The 15,717-nt window shown below is 52.1% G+C and carries 14 protein-coding genes and 1 pseudogene; 8 read left to right on the top strand and 7 right to left on the bottom strand.

All coding sequences use genetic code 11. The annotated features are described in order from the left end of the window. The first annotated feature begins 31 nt into the window (after nucleotides 1–31). From AAIG26_RS02070 to AAIG26_RS02055, 4 genes are all read left to right on the top strand, one after another. A complete protein-coding gene (locus tag AAIG26_RS02070) occupies nucleotides 32–244 on the top strand; it encodes a KTSC domain-containing protein (protein ID WP_343179503.1) in 213 nt (70 codons plus the stop codon). A 68-nt stretch (nucleotides 245–312) separates the two neighbouring features. Beyond that, nucleotides 313–639 carry an antibiotic biosynthesis monooxygenase gene (locus AAIG26_RS02065; RefSeq protein ID WP_343179502.1) on the top strand — a complete coding sequence of 109 codons (327 nt, stop codon included), beginning with the start codon at nucleotides 313–315 and terminating at the stop codon, nucleotides 637–639. A gap of 123 nt (nucleotides 640–762) precedes the next feature. After that, nucleotides 763–1,626, top strand: a complete 864-nt coding sequence (locus tag AAIG26_RS02060; RefSeq protein ID WP_343179501.1) for an MBL fold metallo-hydrolase — start codon at nucleotides 763–765, stop codon at nucleotides 1,624–1,626. A gap of 50 nt (nucleotides 1,627–1,676) precedes the next feature. Beyond that, on the top strand, nucleotides 1,677–2,519 hold the full coding sequence (locus AAIG26_RS02055; RefSeq protein WP_343179500.1) for a helix-turn-helix transcriptional regulator: 843 nt from the start codon (nucleotides 1,677–1,679) through the stop codon (nucleotides 2,517–2,519). Nucleotides 2,520–2,640: 121 nt separating this feature from the next. Here the strand turns inward: AAIG26_RS02055 and AAIG26_RS02050 are convergent, their stop codons facing one another. Further along, entirely contained in the window at nucleotides 2,641–3,927 is a 1,287-nt protein-coding gene (locus AAIG26_RS02050; protein WP_343179499.1) for an AppA family phytase/histidine-type acid phosphatase, read from the bottom strand. 174 nt (nucleotides 3,928–4,101) lie between these two features. On the opposite strand from AAIG26_RS02050, the pseudogene AAIG26_RS02045 reads away from it, so the two are divergent. Then, nucleotides 4,102–4,358, top strand: a pseudogene (locus tag AAIG26_RS02045) (hypothetical protein); the annotation flags it as partial. Further along, entirely contained in the window at nucleotides 4,358–5,293 is a 936-nt protein-coding gene (ttcA, locus tag AAIG26_RS02040; RefSeq protein WP_016495912.1) for a tRNA 2-thiocytidine(32) synthetase TtcA, read from the top strand. The pseudogene AAIG26_RS02045 and the gene ttcA, both read left to right, overlap by 1 nt. 38 nt (nucleotides 5,294–5,331) lie before the next feature. On the opposite strand, the gene dbpA is transcribed toward ttcA, so the two are convergent. The 4 genes from dbpA to AAIG26_RS02020 form a co-directional block, all read right to left on the bottom strand. Next, entirely contained in the window at nucleotides 5,332–6,705 is a 1,374-nt protein-coding gene (gene dbpA, locus AAIG26_RS02035) for an ATP-dependent RNA helicase DbpA (protein WP_097405924.1), read from the bottom strand. Between the two features lie 30 nt (nucleotides 6,706–6,735). Continuing rightward, nucleotides 6,736–6,912, bottom strand: a complete 177-nt coding sequence (locus AAIG26_RS02030) for a hypothetical protein (RefSeq protein ID WP_158539524.1) — start codon at nucleotides 6,910–6,912, stop codon at nucleotides 6,736–6,738. Between the two features lie 268 nt (nucleotides 6,913–7,180). Continuing rightward, nucleotides 7,181–8,164, bottom strand: a complete 984-nt coding sequence (zntB, locus tag AAIG26_RS02025; RefSeq protein ID WP_016495909.1) for a zinc transporter ZntB — start codon at nucleotides 8,162–8,164, stop codon at nucleotides 7,181–7,183. A gap of 145 nt (nucleotides 8,165–8,309) precedes the next feature. Beyond that, on the bottom strand, nucleotides 8,310–9,485 hold the full coding sequence (locus tag AAIG26_RS02020) for a methyl-accepting chemotaxis protein (RefSeq protein WP_343179498.1): 1,176 nt from the start codon (nucleotides 9,483–9,485) through the stop codon (nucleotides 8,310–8,312). A 457-nt stretch (nucleotides 9,486–9,942) separates the two neighbouring features. On the opposite strand from AAIG26_RS02020, the gene AAIG26_RS02015 reads away from it, so the two are divergent. Then, nucleotides 9,943–12,078, top strand: a complete 2,136-nt coding sequence (locus tag AAIG26_RS02015) for an EAL domain-containing protein (protein WP_044489641.1) — start codon at nucleotides 9,943–9,945, stop codon at nucleotides 12,076–12,078. 98 nt (nucleotides 12,079–12,176) lie between these two features. Then, the gene (locus tag AAIG26_RS02010) at nucleotides 12,177–13,397 is read left to right on the top strand and encodes a sensor domain-containing diguanylate cyclase (protein ID WP_045508101.1); all 1,221 of its coding nucleotides are present in this window, start codon (nucleotides 12,177–12,179) and stop codon (nucleotides 13,395–13,397) included. 55 nt (nucleotides 13,398–13,452) lie between these two features. Here AAIG26_RS02010 and AAIG26_RS02005 read toward each other — a convergent pair whose 3' ends face one another. Together AAIG26_RS02005 and AAIG26_RS02000 are read right to left on the bottom strand one after the other, a co-directional pair. Then, on the bottom strand, nucleotides 13,453–13,641 hold the full coding sequence (locus tag AAIG26_RS02005) for a YdiH family protein (protein WP_044489640.1): 189 nt from the start codon (nucleotides 13,639–13,641) through the stop codon (nucleotides 13,453–13,455). A 408-nt stretch (nucleotides 13,642–14,049) separates the two neighbouring features. Then, nucleotides 14,050–15,666: a peptide ABC transporter substrate-binding protein gene (locus AAIG26_RS02000; protein WP_016495904.1), complete on the bottom strand. Its 1,617-nt coding sequence runs from the start codon at nucleotides 15,664–15,666 to the stop codon at nucleotides 14,050–14,052. Nucleotides 15,667–15,717: the final 51 nt, after the last annotated feature.

Below are 15,717 nucleotides of genomic sequence, written 5' to 3'. Positions count from 1 at the left end.
CGTTTCAGTCCGCACGGCAAGGAGCGAATTTATGCATCATCACTCAGTCACCTCATCACGCATCGCTTCTGTCGGTTATGACGAACGCACCCGCACGCTGGAAATCTGTTTTCACGATAAAAGCGTCTACCAGTATCTGGGCGTGCCGGAACGTATCTTTTCTCTGTTTCTTACCGTGGTGTCCAAAGGCCGTTTTTATGATGGCGTGGTAAAAGGCAAATATCCGGAAAGAAAAGTCGCCTGAACAGGTAGCTACCGCTGCATTAATTTCCTGTCAGGATGGAGAGCAGACAACCCGCATCAGGAATCGCTATGTCAGCACTTAACCACCCCACTCCCTATTACGCAGTGATTTTCACCTCCGTGCGCACCGACGTTGATGATGGCTACGGCGCCATGTCCGATCGCATGATGGAACTGGCGGTGACTCAACCCGGCTTCCTGGGCGTGGATTCCGCCCGTGAAGAGGTTGGTATTACCGTCTCTTACTGGACATCGCTTGACGCTATCAAAAACTGGAAGATGAACGCCGGGCATCTGATTGCGCAGAAAACCGGGCGTGAAAAGTGGTATCACTCGTTCACGACCCGCATCTGCCTGGTGGAAAAAGAGTATTCTTTTCAGGCGCTGGACAAGTAACAGTGTGCTCGTGCACCACGCACAATGAGCGCAAAACGCACCGCATTGAACAAATAAGCGCACGCTTTTTCGTTACGCTGTATTCGACATTCAACGGAATGTGATGAAAACAAAGCGAGGATTATGATGACATCCCGGACGCTTGAGCCAACGCCCGTAATCAAACGCCAGCAATTGCAGGACATCACCGTCACGATACTCAGTGACGGTTACCTTGAAGGCAATTTTGCGCTGTTGAACGGTATTGAAACCGACCAGGCCGAAGCGTTACTGACCGCCAGTGGCGTTTCGCCCCTGCCGCGCATGAATATTAATGCCTGCGTGGTCGAAACCGCCGGACACACCATTCTCATCGATAGTGGAACCGGTACGCCCGACGGCGCAAGCGGCGCGTTACCGGCTGCCCTCGCCACAGCGGGCATTGATCCCCGCCGTATCGATACCGTCCTGTTAACCCATGGTCACCGCGATCACATTGGCGGTCTTGCCGGCCCGCAGCAGACTCCTCTGTTCAGTAACGTGCAACGCCTGTTCGTGCATGAGAAAGAGCTCGCCTTCTGGCGGGATGAAACGCTGTATGCCAGCGCACCGGAAGGGCTCAAGCGCTCATATGACATCGCAAGGAATGCATTCAGCGCGTACGACGACCGGCTGGTGACCTTTAAGCAAGAGGATATTCTGTCCGGTATTCAGGCGGTGCCGCTTTTTGGTCATACCCCGGGTCACAGCGGTTTTCTGCTTGGCAATGAGAAAGACGCTTTGCTTATCTGGGGTGATATTGTCCATTTCCCGCACATTCAGATAGCCCGGCCTGATGTCTCGATTGCTTATGACCGCGACCCGGCGCTGGCGGCAAAAACGCGCAGCGCCCTGCTGGATCGCGTCGCGAGAGATAATATTGCCGTTTGCGGTATGCACTTTAACTTCCCGACCACGGCAAAACTCAGCCGTAGCGGTAAAAGCTACGCGTTGCATTACGCGATGTAAGTTTCTCCGGCAGGAAAACCTGCCGGAACCGGCCTTGCAGAGAAGATCGAATGATAAGCCCCGCTTTACACGCCGATGCACGCGAAACAGAAATCCTGCTCAATGAATTACTGGAGCTGGCCTGTTCGGAACTCGCCTTCCCCTGCTGTTGCCTGCGCGCCATGCAAAGCTGGCAGGTTAATAAGTTTCAGGTCGAAGGTACGACCTTCTCCTTCCCCCTGCGCGGCACGTTTCGTTACCGCGAGCAGGATAAGTGGGTCTGCGTACCGCCCGGCGAGATGCTGGTGTTCCCCAACGCCCGTAGCATTGATATTGAGTGTACGCCCGATCCCGACAGCGGCGAGTTTCTCGCGCTGACGGTGTTAATGGCCGAGGAGCAACTGGAGGCCGCCCGGCTGTTACTGCGCGTTTTACCCCCGTCAACACCCGGAAACGTCGGCGCTGAACCGCTGGCACAATTTATCGCCCCGATGACCCGCTGGGTCGCCGCGCTGCGGGCCGGAAACCGGGCACTATCAATACATGCAATGCTTGAGATTGTGATCAGATTGTTTGAGATGGGACATCACGGTTTGTTGCGTCTTCAGCCGCCGGGGATAGCTATGACGATACGCAACATGGTAAGCAGTGATCCGGCGCATCACTGGTCTACCGGTGAGGTTGAAGAGCGGCTCAATATTAGCGGCGCCACACTTCGCCGCCGTCTTGCGGCTGAAAATACCACGCTCAGCGCGGTGATCACCGATGCACGGATTGCCGGTGCGCTTCAGTTACTGATGACAACCCGCATACCGATAAAAACAGTTGCCGCGCGTGTTGGCTACGCGTCGGTCGCCAGTTTCAGCCGTCAGTTCAGTAAACGCTACGGCGCAGAACCTTCCGTTTTTCGCTAAAACAAACAGGCTCAATGGCATATTTAGCGCGAATCGCCTGCGCCCCGTTTCTTTAAGCAATGTCCGGGGCACAGGATTTTACAGCGGGTCGTAAGATTCAGTCTGGCGAAAGCCGTGTTTTTTATAAGCCACAATCAGCAACGCGCACCGATTCAATCAGCTTTGCAAAACTGTTTAAGGAGCACATTCCCTGCGCATTTTTCTCACTGCACGCCTTGAGCGCAAGATCCACCCGTCCCGGCGGGTTATCCAGCGAGAAAGCGCGCCTCTCTCTCATCTCCTGCAGGGTCTGATAAACGAACGACACCTGAACCCAGTCCGTGTTGTCGCTTACCCGTTTCCAGCGTTCGAAAACCAACTCTCCGCCCGGCGGGGTATTATCGGGTTGCGACGGCAGCGACCAGTTAAGATCTAACGCACCGCTGAGATTGGCGAGATTGGTATCATGTCCGGCAATAAACAACACAGAAACAGGAAATGTGATGCCATAGTAATGCTGATCAGCGCCGTTGGTGGTCAATGCCGTGCGTATTAAATCAAGTAAAGGGGTCGCCCGGCTCCGCGCCACTTCAGGTGTTCTTTGTAACAGATCAAACTGGGCATTATGCAGGCTTAATAGCGATTGCCATTCTTTTTCTCCTGCGATCCTTCCCCACGCCACGTCCGCCATCCCCTGGGCTTGCTGCAGGAGGAAGATTTCCGTAAGTGTTGAAGAAAGCCCCCACGCGCCAGGCAAGGAGACGTTATCAGGCTTGATGTTGAGTCTGGTGGGGATATCTTTGGTGAATGAACACGCATGGCTATCCCCGGCGGTTTTGCATTTCTCTGAGGCAGGGAAATTTAAAACGTGCTCCAGAGTCTGAAAAGCTGGCTGATATTTCTGCGTGAATTGCTCAATACTTCCTCCCGCTTTCGTTAAAATCGCCTCATTCACCGCCGATGTGTTAAATGAACATTTACCCGTTTTTATCGGGTTAAAAAGCGGGTCTGTCTTCGATTTGTCTTGCTGATAATGCACAGGAACAGGACATTCAGGCGCCAGCCCCGCCAGGAATGCTTCACCTGTTTTGCGGGTTCGTTGATCGGTGTCGGCAATCACTGCCACATGCCTCTCGTCCGGGCAGGTTTTATCTGTCAGTAACCCCGTATCTGCCAGCCGCAGACGCTGATAATGCCCCAGTGCCGCTATAAGTTGTCCTCCGCGCGGCGTGAGCCATCCCAGCGGCACATCCCACTGGGGCCACTGAAAGGGTGTCACTTCGCGCATTTGTGGCGTGAACTTGGTTGGCGCGCGAACCCCGTGACGACTAACGATCACGACGCGCTCCAGCTTCATTCCGGGGTCTTCTTTTGCCTGTAATTGAAATGAAAAAAAGAAAAGGAGTAACACTCCTGCGCGAACAATCATTGCTCTTATCACTTTTACCTCCCTTCGATGATTAGATAACGGCTTGTTTCTTCACAAGCTGATTACACATCCTGGCGAAAATGATTTTACTCCTCTATTGATGAATAGGTTTTATACCGCACCTGAAAAAAGATGAGCTATGCCCCTTTCATTTATTGCCTGCGCCTGGTACCAGCCGTAAAACGTGCTGGTATTCGCCGCCGGAATCCGTACCATACGCGACATACTTTTGCCTGCTGGTGCTTGACTGCCAGCACAAGCCCATTTTCATCGCCAGTTAATGTGCATGAAAAGGGCAAAGGGTTTACGAAATTTACGGTGCATGGCGAGAGGAAATGAACCAGGATCAGAAAGGCATGCTCATCAGCAGCAGCCCTATCATGATGTGGTTTGCCCCTGCGGTGCCCCTGACGCTTCCAGAGACAAAATAATGATTGAAAAGCAAGAGATTACAAAGAAAGAACAGTACAACCTTAACAAACTGCAAAAGCGTCTGCGCCGTAACGTGGGCGAGGCCATTGCCGACTTCAACATGATTGAAGAAGGCGATCGCATTATGGTTTGCCTTTCCGGCGGCAAAGACAGTTACACCATGCTGGAAATTTTGCGCAACCTGCAACAGAGCGCGCCGGTCAACTTTTCGCTGGTGGCCGTTAACCTCGACCAGAAACAGCCAGGTTTCCCGGAACATATTCTGCCGCAGTATCTGGATACGCTGGGCGTGGAATACAAAATTGTGGAAGAAAACACGTACGGTATCGTTAAAGAGAAGATCCCGGAAGGCAAAACCACCTGTTCGCTCTGCTCACGCTTACGTCGCGGCATTCTTTACCGCACAGCGACGGAACTGGGTGCGACAAAAATCGCCCTTGGTCACCACCGCGATGACATCCTGCAAACGCTGTTTTTGAACATGTTCTACGGCGGAAAAATGAAAGGGATGCCGCCAAAACTGATGAGCGATGATGGTAAACACATCGTGATTCGCCCGCTGGCGTACTGCCGCGAAAAAGATATTGAGCGCTTCTCGGAAGCCAAAGGGTTCCCCATTATTCCGTGCAACCTGTGTGGCTCCCAGCCGAACCTGCAACGCCAGGTGATTGCCGATATGCTGCGTGACTGGGACAAGCGTTATCCTGGACGTATCGAAACCATGTTCAGCGCGATGCAAAACGTGGTGCCTTCGCACCTGAGCGATATTAATTTGTTCGACTTTAAAGGGATCACCCACGGCTCTGAAGTGGTGAACGGCGGCGATCTGGCCTTTGATCGGGAAGAGATCCCGCTGCAACCGGCGGGCTGGCAGCCGGAAGAGGATGATTCGCAACTCGATGAGCTGCGCCTCAACGTCATTGAAGTGAAATAACGTTGTGCCTCTCTGGTGCGCCAGAGAGGCTTTTTGCTTTATTTCAGCAACCGCACACGGCAGGTCTTGCCCTTAATTTTCCCGTTCTGCAATTGCTTCCACGCCTGACGCGCCACGCTTTGGCGCACTGCGACATAAACGTGCGCCGGGTGGAGGGTGATTTTGCCGATATCCGCGCCATCCAGCCCCATTTCTCCCGTTAACGCCCCGAGTACATCACCGGCGCGCATTTTGGCTTTCTTGCCCCCATCAATGCACAACGTTGCCATTTCGGCTTCCAGCGGAACGACTTTGACGTTAGCCGGTGGATTGAGCCAGTTCAGCTTCAGTTGCAGCATCTCGGCCAGAATATTCGCGCGCTGTGCTTCTTCCGGCGCACAGAAACTGATGGCCAGACCGCTGTTACCCGCACGCGCGGTACGCCCGATGCGGTGTACGTGAACTTCCGGGTCCCACGCCAGCTCGTAGTTCACTACCAGCTCCAGTGATTTGATATCCAGCCCACGCGCGGCAACATCGGTGGCGACCAGCACACGGGCGCTGCCATTGGCGAAACGCACCAGCGTCTGATCGCGATCGCGCTGCTCCAGATCGCCATGCAGCGCCAGGGCATCCTGCCCGGCGGCGTTCAGTGCATCACACACTTCCTGGCAATCTTTTTTGGTGTTGCAGAACACCACACAGGATGCCGGGCGGTGTTCGCTGAGCAGCTTTTGCAGCAAACTGGCTTTGCCGCTGCGGGAAACTTCAAAAAATTGCTGTTCTACTGCTGGCAGTGCGTCAACGGTGTCGATTTCAATTGTTTCCGGATTGCGCTGCACACGACCGCTAATGGCGGCAATGGCTTCCGGCCAGGTCGCAGAAAACAGCAGCGTCTGGCGCGAAGCCGGGGCAAAAGCGATAACCTCATTGATGGCGTCGCTGAATCCCATATCCAGCATACGATCCGCTTCATCCATCACCAGCGTTTGCAGGTTATCGAGAGCAACGGTGCTTTTTTGCAGGTGATCCAGCAGGCGGCCCGGCGTGGCAACAATAATGTGCGGCGCGTGCTGTAACGAGTCGCGCTGCGCCCCGAAAGGCTGCCCACCGCACAAGGTCAATATTTTGATGTTCGGCATATAACGCGCCAGGCGACGCAGCTCGTTTGCCACCTGATCCGCCAGCTCACGCGTGGGGCATAAAATGAGGGACTGCGTTTGAAAACGGCTGGCATCGATGTGCTGCAATACCCCTAAGCCAAACGCCGCTGTTTTACCGCTGCCGGTTTTCGCCTGTACCCGGACATCCTTACCCGCAAGAATAGCGGGCAGCGCCGCCGCCTGGACGGGCGTCATGGTGAGATAGCCCAGTTCGTTGAGGTTTTCGATCTGGGCTGCGGGCAAAGTATTCAGGGTTGAAAAAGCGGTCACAATGTTTTCTCGCGATAAAAAGACTTACGTTTAGCAGGCGCGTATCCTCTCAGATCTGCCTTTATAACGCGACATTTTAATCGGCTCTTCATCCGGCGGCGGGTCCGGCATTGGTTGCGGGCGTGGAATCGGGTCGGGGATTGGAACCGGATCGGTTGGCACCGGATCGCTCAACTGCGGGGAAGAAAAATAGAGTGCGTTCATCATTGCCTCCTTTTTGTGGGCTTCTCGTTAAGGGTAGACGGCGAGAACACGGAGGCAAAAAAAAGCCGACTATTAAGTCGGCGTCGTACGAATCAATTGTGCTATGCAGTAATTCAAAAAAGGAAGTAAGACAATATGGAGCGCAACGCCCATCGCTTGACGTTGCATTCACCTGCGAGATGAATATTGCCCTGAACAGGTGTTTCGTTTATTGACCTCGCTCAATTAATGCGGCGTTTTTATGTTCAATTTTTGTTAAAAAAGTGAAATTTTACAGCCAGTTACTACGATGCAACCACCAGGTAACACCACCGATCAGCACCACCAACATCATGCAAAACAGCGCAAAGCCAAAATGCCAGCCACCGCCGGGGATACCGCCAAGGTTGACGCCAAACAACCCGGTTAAAAATGTACTCGGCAGAAAAACCATTGCCATCAAAGACATCGTATAAGTGCGTCGCGCCAGCGACTCCTGCATCACCTGGGTAATTTCATCGGTCATCACGCCGGTACGGGCGATACAGGCATCAATCTCATCGAGCCCGCGACCAAGGCGATCGGCAATATCCTGCATCCGTCGGCGCTGATCGTCACTCATCCACGGTAAACGTTCGCTGGCCAGCCGGGCAAACACATCGCGCTGCGGCGCCATATAGCGGCGCATCACAATCAACTGCTTACGCAGCAACGCCAGGATGCCGCGCGGCGGAATTTGCTGATCGAGCAGGTTATCTTCAAGGTCGATAATCCGGTCGTGCAGCGATTCGATAAACTCGCTGGCGTGATCGGTCAGCGCATCGCACACATCCACCAGCCAGCCGCCACAATCCGTCGGGCCGGTTCCCTCCTCCAGATCGCTGACCACATCGTCCAGCGCCAGCACTTTGCGCTGGCGTGTTGACACAATCATGCGCTCATCCATATAAACGCGCACCGCTACCAGTTGATCCGGCCGCTCGTCCGTGCTGCCATTTATGCAGCGCAAGGTAATTAATGTCCCCTCGCCCATACGGCTTACCCGGGGGCGCATGCTCTCCCCGGAAAGCGCCGTGCGTACGCTGTTCGGCAACACCGGCGTGGTTTCCAGCCACTGGGCGCTCTCCGGGTTGGTATAATTCAGATGCACCCAGCACGGGGTGCTTGCAGTGATAACATCATTATCTTCCAGCGGTTTCACGCCGCCTTTTCCGTCCAACAGCCAGGCAAATACCGCATCCGGAACGTTCACATCAGTTCCTTTAATTGCTTCCACAGGACCTCCACAATCCGCATGGTGTTTTGGCAAGTCTAGCCATATGGCAACGTTAAGCAATCATCACGCTGAATTTATTAACAAATTAACAAACAATGCAAAAAAGAAGGCCCGGTTTCCCGGGCCTTTACGGCTATCACCGCAATCAGAACGAGTGCCAGTAATTTTCCTGCTTACCCAGCAGCGGAGCACTGACGCGTGGAGGGGAGACTTTTGCTGGCAATACCGCATCCTGTGCTTTTACCGCCGCCAGGCGGAATTTACCAATACGTTGCAGTAAGCCCTCCACCTGGTGTTGTAAAACATCCGACGAGCCCGCCAGTTCATCCACCATGGTGACGTTGCTTTGCGTCACTTTTTCCAGCTCCGCCAGCGCCAGTGTGATCTGCGAGATCCCCTTTTCCTGCTGCAGCGTCGTGACGGCGATTTCATCCATTAATTTACTCACCACGCTCGCACCAGAAACAATCTCGTGCATGTTCTGCTCGGCTTCACCAACGACGGTCGCGCCCTGGTTAACGTTATCGGTGGTAACAGCAATCAGCGATTTAATGTTTTTCGCCGCTTCCGCGCTGCGATGCGCGAGACTGCGCACTTCGCCCGCCACGACGGAAAAACCTTTGCCATGATCCCCGGCGCGTGCCGCTTCTACTGCCGCGTTCAGCGCCAGAATATTTGTCTGAAAAGCAATACCATCAATGATGGAGATAATTTCGGTCATCTGACCGGCACAATCGGTTATCGATTGCATATTTTTCGCCACCTGCCCCATTAGCTTGCCCCCTTTTTGCGCGCAGGTTGTGGCATCTTTTGCCCGGGTACTTGCGAGGCGGGTATTGTCAGCGTTGTTCTTCGTGCTGGAAGCCATCTGCTCCATACTGGACGCCGTTTGCACCAGCGCGGCAGATTGCTCTTCCGTTTTAACAGACAGATCGGCGCTGCGTGAGGCCAGTTGCGCCGAAAGCTCCAGCGCGGTATCGGAAGAGGCGCGAATTTCTTTCACCAGGCTCGCGATACTGGCAGAAAGGCTGTTAATGCCCGGAATTAACCGACCCGCGCAATTATTACCAAACTCAGGAATAACGATAGAAAGGTTTCCCGATGTGACTTCTTCTATGCTTTTTTTTACCGTGTTTATCGGCGTCACCAAATATTGCGTCATATAAAACCAGAGAAGCGTCAATGATATGAGGGAAACAACACTTGTCATGGTAAATAGAACGATATTTTTTGAGACAACGATCACTAATACATCAAGAATAAAAAAAGAGCCCAGAAGATATAAAATAATAAATGTTCTTACGCTAATATTTCGCAACATAGGGAAACCTACCTGAACACCGGGGACGGTAAGATCCTTATAGCATCCGCAATCTACTTTTACACGGCGAAATTGATGCCGAATAATGTTCACCTTTAAATAATTTCAATTTCACTTAAGTCGATTTAAATGAGAGGTTTAACTTCCATTCAGCAGATACTGATATAACAATATATTGAGCAAGCAGGATTGCTCGTTAACATATATCATATAAGAAATGATGCATCCCATACTAATGAGAAATAATATTCGCGACTTAAGATAATTTTATCATATGTTAAATCATTCACTTTATTTAAGTTATTGTCATAACAGCCGATGAATAAATAAAGAGCTATTATTAGTTTATTCGCCCCTGCAATAATAAAATTAGCGTAGCCATTAAATTCATTAGGTTAGCTGCTAAAATTAGTGCCAGGATTACATATCATCTTTTTTTGCCTGTGTGGATTGCATGATGCTCTACGTTTCGTGGGACCCCATTCTGATTGGCATCTCTTTTCTGGTCGCTTTCATTGCTTCATTTGTCGCACTGGATAGCGCAGGCAAAGTTGCGACGTCTGAACCGCGCAGCGCAATATTCTGGCGTTTTTCGGGTGGAGCCACCTTGGGGATCGGTATCTGGTCGATGCATTATGTCGGCATGCTGGCGATGAAAATGCCGGTGATGATGCATTACGATTTAGAACTTACCCTCCTCTCATTTATTATCGCGATGTTGACATCCATACTTGCTATCAATATTGCCGTAGCGGGTAAAACACTGCCGACAAAACGTTTACTTTTCGCTTCCTTACTGCTCGGTACCGGCGTTGTATCCATGCATTATCTGGGTATGGCCTCGATGATGGGTTTCCTCACTATTTACTGGAACGTTGCGCTGATTGCGCTTTCGGTAGCCATTGCATTTTTCAGTGCCTGGGTTGCCCTTTGGCTGGCCTTTAGCCTGCGGCAAAATACCCATGGCGTCTTTATTAATCGCGTCTTTGCAGCCCTGGTAATGGGTGCTTCTATCAGTGCGATGCATTATACCGCCATGAGTGCCGCCACATTCAGCAACGATGGCACAGGCATTGTGATCCGCGGCCATGCAACAACGCTGATGAGCCACGACGTCGGCGAATTGGGGCTGTCATTGTGGGTTGCTACGACGACACTGGTGATTTTCGGCATCATGCTGTTCATTTCGATGATTGATTCCCAATTGCGGACATCACGTTTGACGGACAGCCTGCGCCAGCTTAATCAACAACTTGAAAAACAAGCCTATTATGACCCACTAACGGGGCTGGCAAACCGATCCCAGCTCGACAATCTTCTTGATGCTTGCCTTAGCAAGGCCTCGGAGACACGCAGCACTTTCGCCTTGATTTATATGGACTTAGATCGCTTTAAACTGGTCAATGATGCCTGGGGACATCACATAGGTGACCAACTGCTGGTGGCGGTTGCCGGGCGATTATCCGCCTGTATCAGCGAAAAAATGTCGCTGGCACGCCTGGGCGGAGATGAATTTACCCTGCTGGTACCGGACACCCACGAAGACGAAGTTGAGGCGCTGGTAAAACACCTTGTAGCCACCATTCAACAGCCCTTCTGCGAGCTGAACCATGTCATTAATGTTTCACTCAGCGCCGGGATCAGTTACTACCCGCAGCATGGCGATACCGCGCACGAGCTGAAACTGAAAGCCGACACGGCAATGTACAGCGTAAAACAGGAAGGCCGAAACAGCTGGGCTGTTTTTCATGCCGGCATGGCGCAGAAAACCGTCGACGATCCGCTGTTTTTGCAGGATTTATCGCAGGCGTTGTCACGCGATCAGTTTGAACTCTGGTATCAACCGCAGTACCACGCGCCGGAGCATGCGTTGGCAGGTTTCGAAGCGTTACTGCGCTGGCGTCACCCGACACGAGGGGTTTTACTGCCCGCAACCTTTTTACCGATGCTGGAAAAAACGGGGCTAATCATCTCTGTCGGGCGCTGGGTAATTGATGCAGCATGCAGGCAGTTACATCACTGGAACAACCTGGGTTTTCGTCATCTGACGCTTGCTATCAACCTCTCACCCAGCCAGTTTGAGCAGCATGATATTTACGACCAAATCACCGATTCACTGCAACGCTACCATATCGATCCCATGCAGTTGACGCTTGAAATCACGGAGAACACCGCGCTGAAAAACATCGAGCGCAGTGTGCAGTTGCTTAACCAGTTCGCGCAAATGGGTATCACGGTCGCCATTGATGATTTTGGCACGGGCTACTCCAATATGCTGATGCTGAAACGGTTACCGGCAACAGAGCTTAAAATCGACAGAAGTTTTGTGAAGGACATTCGCGATAACAGCCGCAACGTTAAAATTGTCTCCACGATCATTGATATTGCACATTCCATGAACATGCATGTCGTCGCGGAAGGTATCGAAACGGCCGAGCAGCAGGCGTTGCTGACCAATATGGGCTGCGCTTATCTGCAAGGGTTTCTTTTTGCCCGTCCTTTACCGGTCGAGAAAGTGGCGGTGCTGCTACAGCAAAAAAGATTCACTTTATCGCTGGAATGTTCAGATTCGTCACAAAAAAAGCCCGCATAAACCCCTAATTTTCAGGTATGTTGCAAGAAAGTCATTAAATTGCCGCTGATGTGTCACTTGTGACCGCGTTGCAACATACATGATTAAGGGGAGTCGCCATGCTTAAACATCACCTGGATGCGTTGAATGTGCTCTCCACCCCGGTTTGGGTGGTTGCTCCTGACACAGAAGCGTTACTGTTCGCGAATGCGCAAGCGCTGAAAATCGCGGCAGGACGCTCACTCACTGAGATGCGAAACGGAAAATACTCTGCTTATGCGCAACTCAGCCTGGCCATGTACCTGCCCAGCTTACAAAATCATGAAGATGTGGTCGAAATCTGGAGTGTTTGTCCGGATGGTGAAGAGACCACCATCAGTTGCCGTGTCGTGTTGCGCACGTTAGAAAACGCCGGTGAAGTGCTGCTGTTTGAAGGCGTGTCAGGTGCCGCGGCGGCGGCGCTAAAAGCGCACCACTCGCCAACGTATCGCCCGCATAAGCAAGGTTTTTACGCCCGCTTTTTTTACACAACATCCGCGCCAATGCTGCTTATCGATCCCATTCGTGATGGGTTGATTGTCGATGCCAACCTCGCTGCGCTACGTTTTTATGGTTATGACCACGAAGAGATGTGCCAGAAACACACCTGGGAGATCAATACGCTTGGGCGCAGCGTATTACCGGTGATGCAGGAAGTGTCGAACCTGCCTGGCGGGCATAAGCCATTGAATTTTATTCATCAACTCGCGGATGGTTCCACCCGCCATGTACAAACGTACGCCGGGCCGGTTGAGATCTATGGCAAGCGTTTGATGTTGTGCATTATTCACGATATCACCGAACAAAAACGCCTTGAGCAGGAACTGGAATACGCCGCGCATCGCGATGCGCTCACCGGCCTGCTGAACCGCCGCCAGTTTTATCATCTGACGGAACACATTCTGCCGACGGGGCTTGATTTCAGTTTGCTGCTGGTCGACGCCGATCACTTCAAAGGTATCAATGATCAGTTTGGTCATCAAAAAGGTGACCAGGTACTGGTTGAACTGGCGCGAATGCTTGAGACGAACTGCCGCTCAGGCGATTATGTTTTCCGCTGGGGCGGCGAAGAGTTTCTGTTACTACTGCCGCATACCACCACGGATATGGCACTAAACGTAGCGGAACGGATACGTCAGGCCGTGGCCAGTATCAACATCGCGGATCTGCCTGGCTTTACGGTGAGTATTGGTGTGGCGCACCATCTGCCTGATGAAGACCTGGATGCCCTCTTTAAACGCGTGGATGAGGCGTTATACCTGGCGAAAAATAACGGGCGAAACCGGGTGCTGGCCGCATGATAGCAAGCAAAAAAAAGCGCCCGTCTGACGGGCGCATTGCAGTGATGGTGCTGAGTTAGTGGATACCCAGACGCCAGGCAAAATCAATCTCTTCTTTCAGCTCGCTGTGCGACAGCGTCAGCAAATCCGCAAACTCCAGGCGCAATTGTTTGAGTTTTTTTAAGTATTCCGCCGGTGTCAGCGTGGTTTTGTCGCGACGCAGATATTCAATTGCCAGTTGGGTTGGGTCTAATTCAGTCTCCATAGCATCCTCTTTCGTGGTGAAAACCTGACCACTATAGCACACTGCATTGTCTGTTTTTTGACCAAAATCGTAAAAAGGCGGCATTTCGCGGGGGAAGATAATTTTAAACGCCCCATTTAAAAATGGGTTGCGTACTTAGATGATAAAATGAACTTTCTTAATAACGAATCGTTGAGTCAATGATTCAAGGGTATTACGTACGACATTACTTCCAGTTTTTTAGCCCGCGCAACGACGCGGGCTTATTTGTTGAAAAGTCAGGGGAAAGCGTAAAAATGCGTCTCCTTATTTCGTCCATTGTCCCTTCACATTCCCTAAGTAAAATTCGCACCACTCCTGCTCAGACAGGAACCATTCCGTAATCAATGAGTTTCCCCTTACTTCCCGTGACGTAAGGGGATTTTTTTATCAGTGCTTCAGAATATAAAGCGTACGGCTATACGCCACATCTTCGGGGTTATTGATCGGATAACCTTTCAGCCACGGTTTAATCAAACGCCCGTTGGTGTACTGATAAATCGGCGCGATCGGCGCTTTTTCCGCCAGAATATGTTCTGCCTCGTTATAGTCAGCGTTTCGCGCCTGGGCGTTGGTTTCCAGCGCCGCCTGCGCCAGCACTTTGTCGTACGCCGCATCATTGAAACGTGGAATGTTGCCGCTGTTCGTCGAGTTCAGCACCGACAGGAAAGTGGAAGGTTCATTGTAATCACCGACCCACGACGCGCGGATAACATCAAAGTTGCCGCTGTTACGGCTGTCGATATAGGTTTTCCACTCCTGATTCTGCAATTTGACGTCCGCGCCAAGGCTCTTTTTCCACATTGACGCCACCGCAATCGCGATTTTCTGATGGTTTTCTGAAGAGTTATACAGCAGCGTCAGTTTCAGCGGACGTTGCGGGCCGTAGCCTGCCGCCTGCAATAACGTTTTTGCCTGCGCGTTCAACTCGTCCTGGCTCATCTGTTCAATTTGCGAGGGCTGCGGCGTAAATCCGGCGGTAACATCCGGCGTGAAGCGCCAGGCTGGCTTTTCACCGGTGCCCAGCACTTTCTGCGCGATCACCCGCCGATCAATGGTCATGCTCAATGCAAGCCGCACACGCGCATCGGCAGTCGGCCCTTTCTGGGTGTTAAACGCATAGTAATAGGTGCCAAGCTGCGGCGGCGTATAGACCTGTCCGGGGATATCGTTAAGTAACTTTTGATAGAGGTTTTTCGGGAAAGATTCCGTAATGTCGATACCGTTCGCCAGATAGCGTTTGGTGGCCGCAGACTCCTGATTGATCGGTACAAACGTGACCTGCTGGATAACCGTTTTCGCATCGTCCCAGTAATGCTTGTTACGTTCGAGCACCAGCTTTTCGTTCACTACGCGATCGGCAAGTACATAAGCGCCATTGCCCACCAGTTTGCCAGGGCGCGTCCAATCAGCACCGCTTTGCACATTGGCTTTTTGCACCGGGTAAAAGGCAAAACTGGCAGCCAAACTTGGGAACCACGGCAATGGCCGCTCTAGTTGCACCCGCAACGTGCGCGCATCAACGGCGCTGACGCCGAGTTTATCCACCGCCTCTTTACCCTCCGTAATGCTTTTCGCATTCGCAATGCCCGCCAGCGCAGCAAAACTGGCGAAGGGTGAAGTGGTTTTCGGATCAACGAGTCGCTGCCAGCTATAGACAAAATCCTCTGCCGTTACTGGCGAACCATCGGACCAGCGCGCATCGTCCCGCAACGTAAATACCCAGGTGCGGTTATCGCTGCTTTGCCATTTACTGGCAACGCCCGGAACGATTTCGCCCTTCTCGTTCTGATTCACCAGCCCTTCAAAGAGATCGCGGATGACCTGAATTTCCGGCAAGCCAACGGCTTTCGCCGGATCTAACGTTGCAGGTTCATCTTTAACATGGCGAACGACTTCCTGTTTCTCGGCGAGTTGGGTACCCGGCGGCACATCGGCCGCCAGTGCACTTACAGAAAAACCGCACAGCCAGAGCGCGCAGCTCAGCGCTGAAATTCGATGCTTCATGGGATCCCCTCATTGGTATAACTTCCCGGCAAAAGATGAGGTAATTATTTG

The sequence above is a fragment of the Kosakonia sp. PSU_27 genome, assembly GCF_039409795.1.
GTDB lineage: Bacteria > Pseudomonadota > Gammaproteobacteria > Enterobacterales > Enterobacteriaceae > Kosakonia.
This window is presented reverse-complemented; position numbering and strand designations above follow the sequence as displayed.

Coding starts and splice junctions, on each gene's coding strand:
- AAIG26_RS02000 (WP_016495904.1), bottom strand. CDS start 15,666: ATGAAGCATCGAATTTCAGCGCTGAGCTGCGCGCTCTGGCTGTGCGGT.
- ttcA (WP_016495912.1), top strand. CDS start 4,358: ATGATTGAAAAGCAAGAGATTACAAAGAAAGAACAGTACAACCTTAAC.
- AAIG26_RS02020 (WP_343179498.1), bottom strand. CDS start 9,485: ATGTTGCGAAATATTAGCGTAAGAACATTTATTATTTTATATCTTCTG.
- AAIG26_RS02055 (WP_343179500.1), top strand. CDS start 1,677: ATGATAAGCCCCGCTTTACACGCCGATGCACGCGAAACAGAAATCCTG.
- AAIG26_RS02005 (WP_044489640.1), bottom strand. CDS start 13,641: ATGGAGACTGAATTAGACCCAACCCAACTGGCAATTGAATATCTGCGT.
- AAIG26_RS02065 (WP_343179502.1), top strand. CDS start 313: ATGTCAGCACTTAACCACCCCACTCCCTATTACGCAGTGATTTTCACC.
- AAIG26_RS02010 (WP_045508101.1), top strand. CDS start 12,177: ATGCTTAAACATCACCTGGATGCGTTGAATGTGCTCTCCACCCCGGTT.
- AAIG26_RS02070 (WP_343179503.1), top strand. CDS start 32: ATGCATCATCACTCAGTCACCTCATCACGCATCGCTTCTGTCGGTTAT.
- AAIG26_RS02015 (WP_044489641.1), top strand. CDS start 9,943: ATGCTCTACGTTTCGTGGGACCCCATTCTGATTGGCATCTCTTTTCTG.
- AAIG26_RS02050 (WP_343179499.1), bottom strand. CDS start 3,927: ATGATTGTTCGCGCAGGAGTGTTACTCCTTTTCTTTTTTTCATTTCAA.
- AAIG26_RS02030 (WP_158539524.1), bottom strand. CDS start 6,912: ATGATGAACGCACTCTATTTTTCTTCCCCGCAGTTGAGCGATCCGGTG.
- AAIG26_RS02060 (WP_343179501.1), top strand. CDS start 763: ATGATGACATCCCGGACGCTTGAGCCAACGCCCGTAATCAAACGCCAG.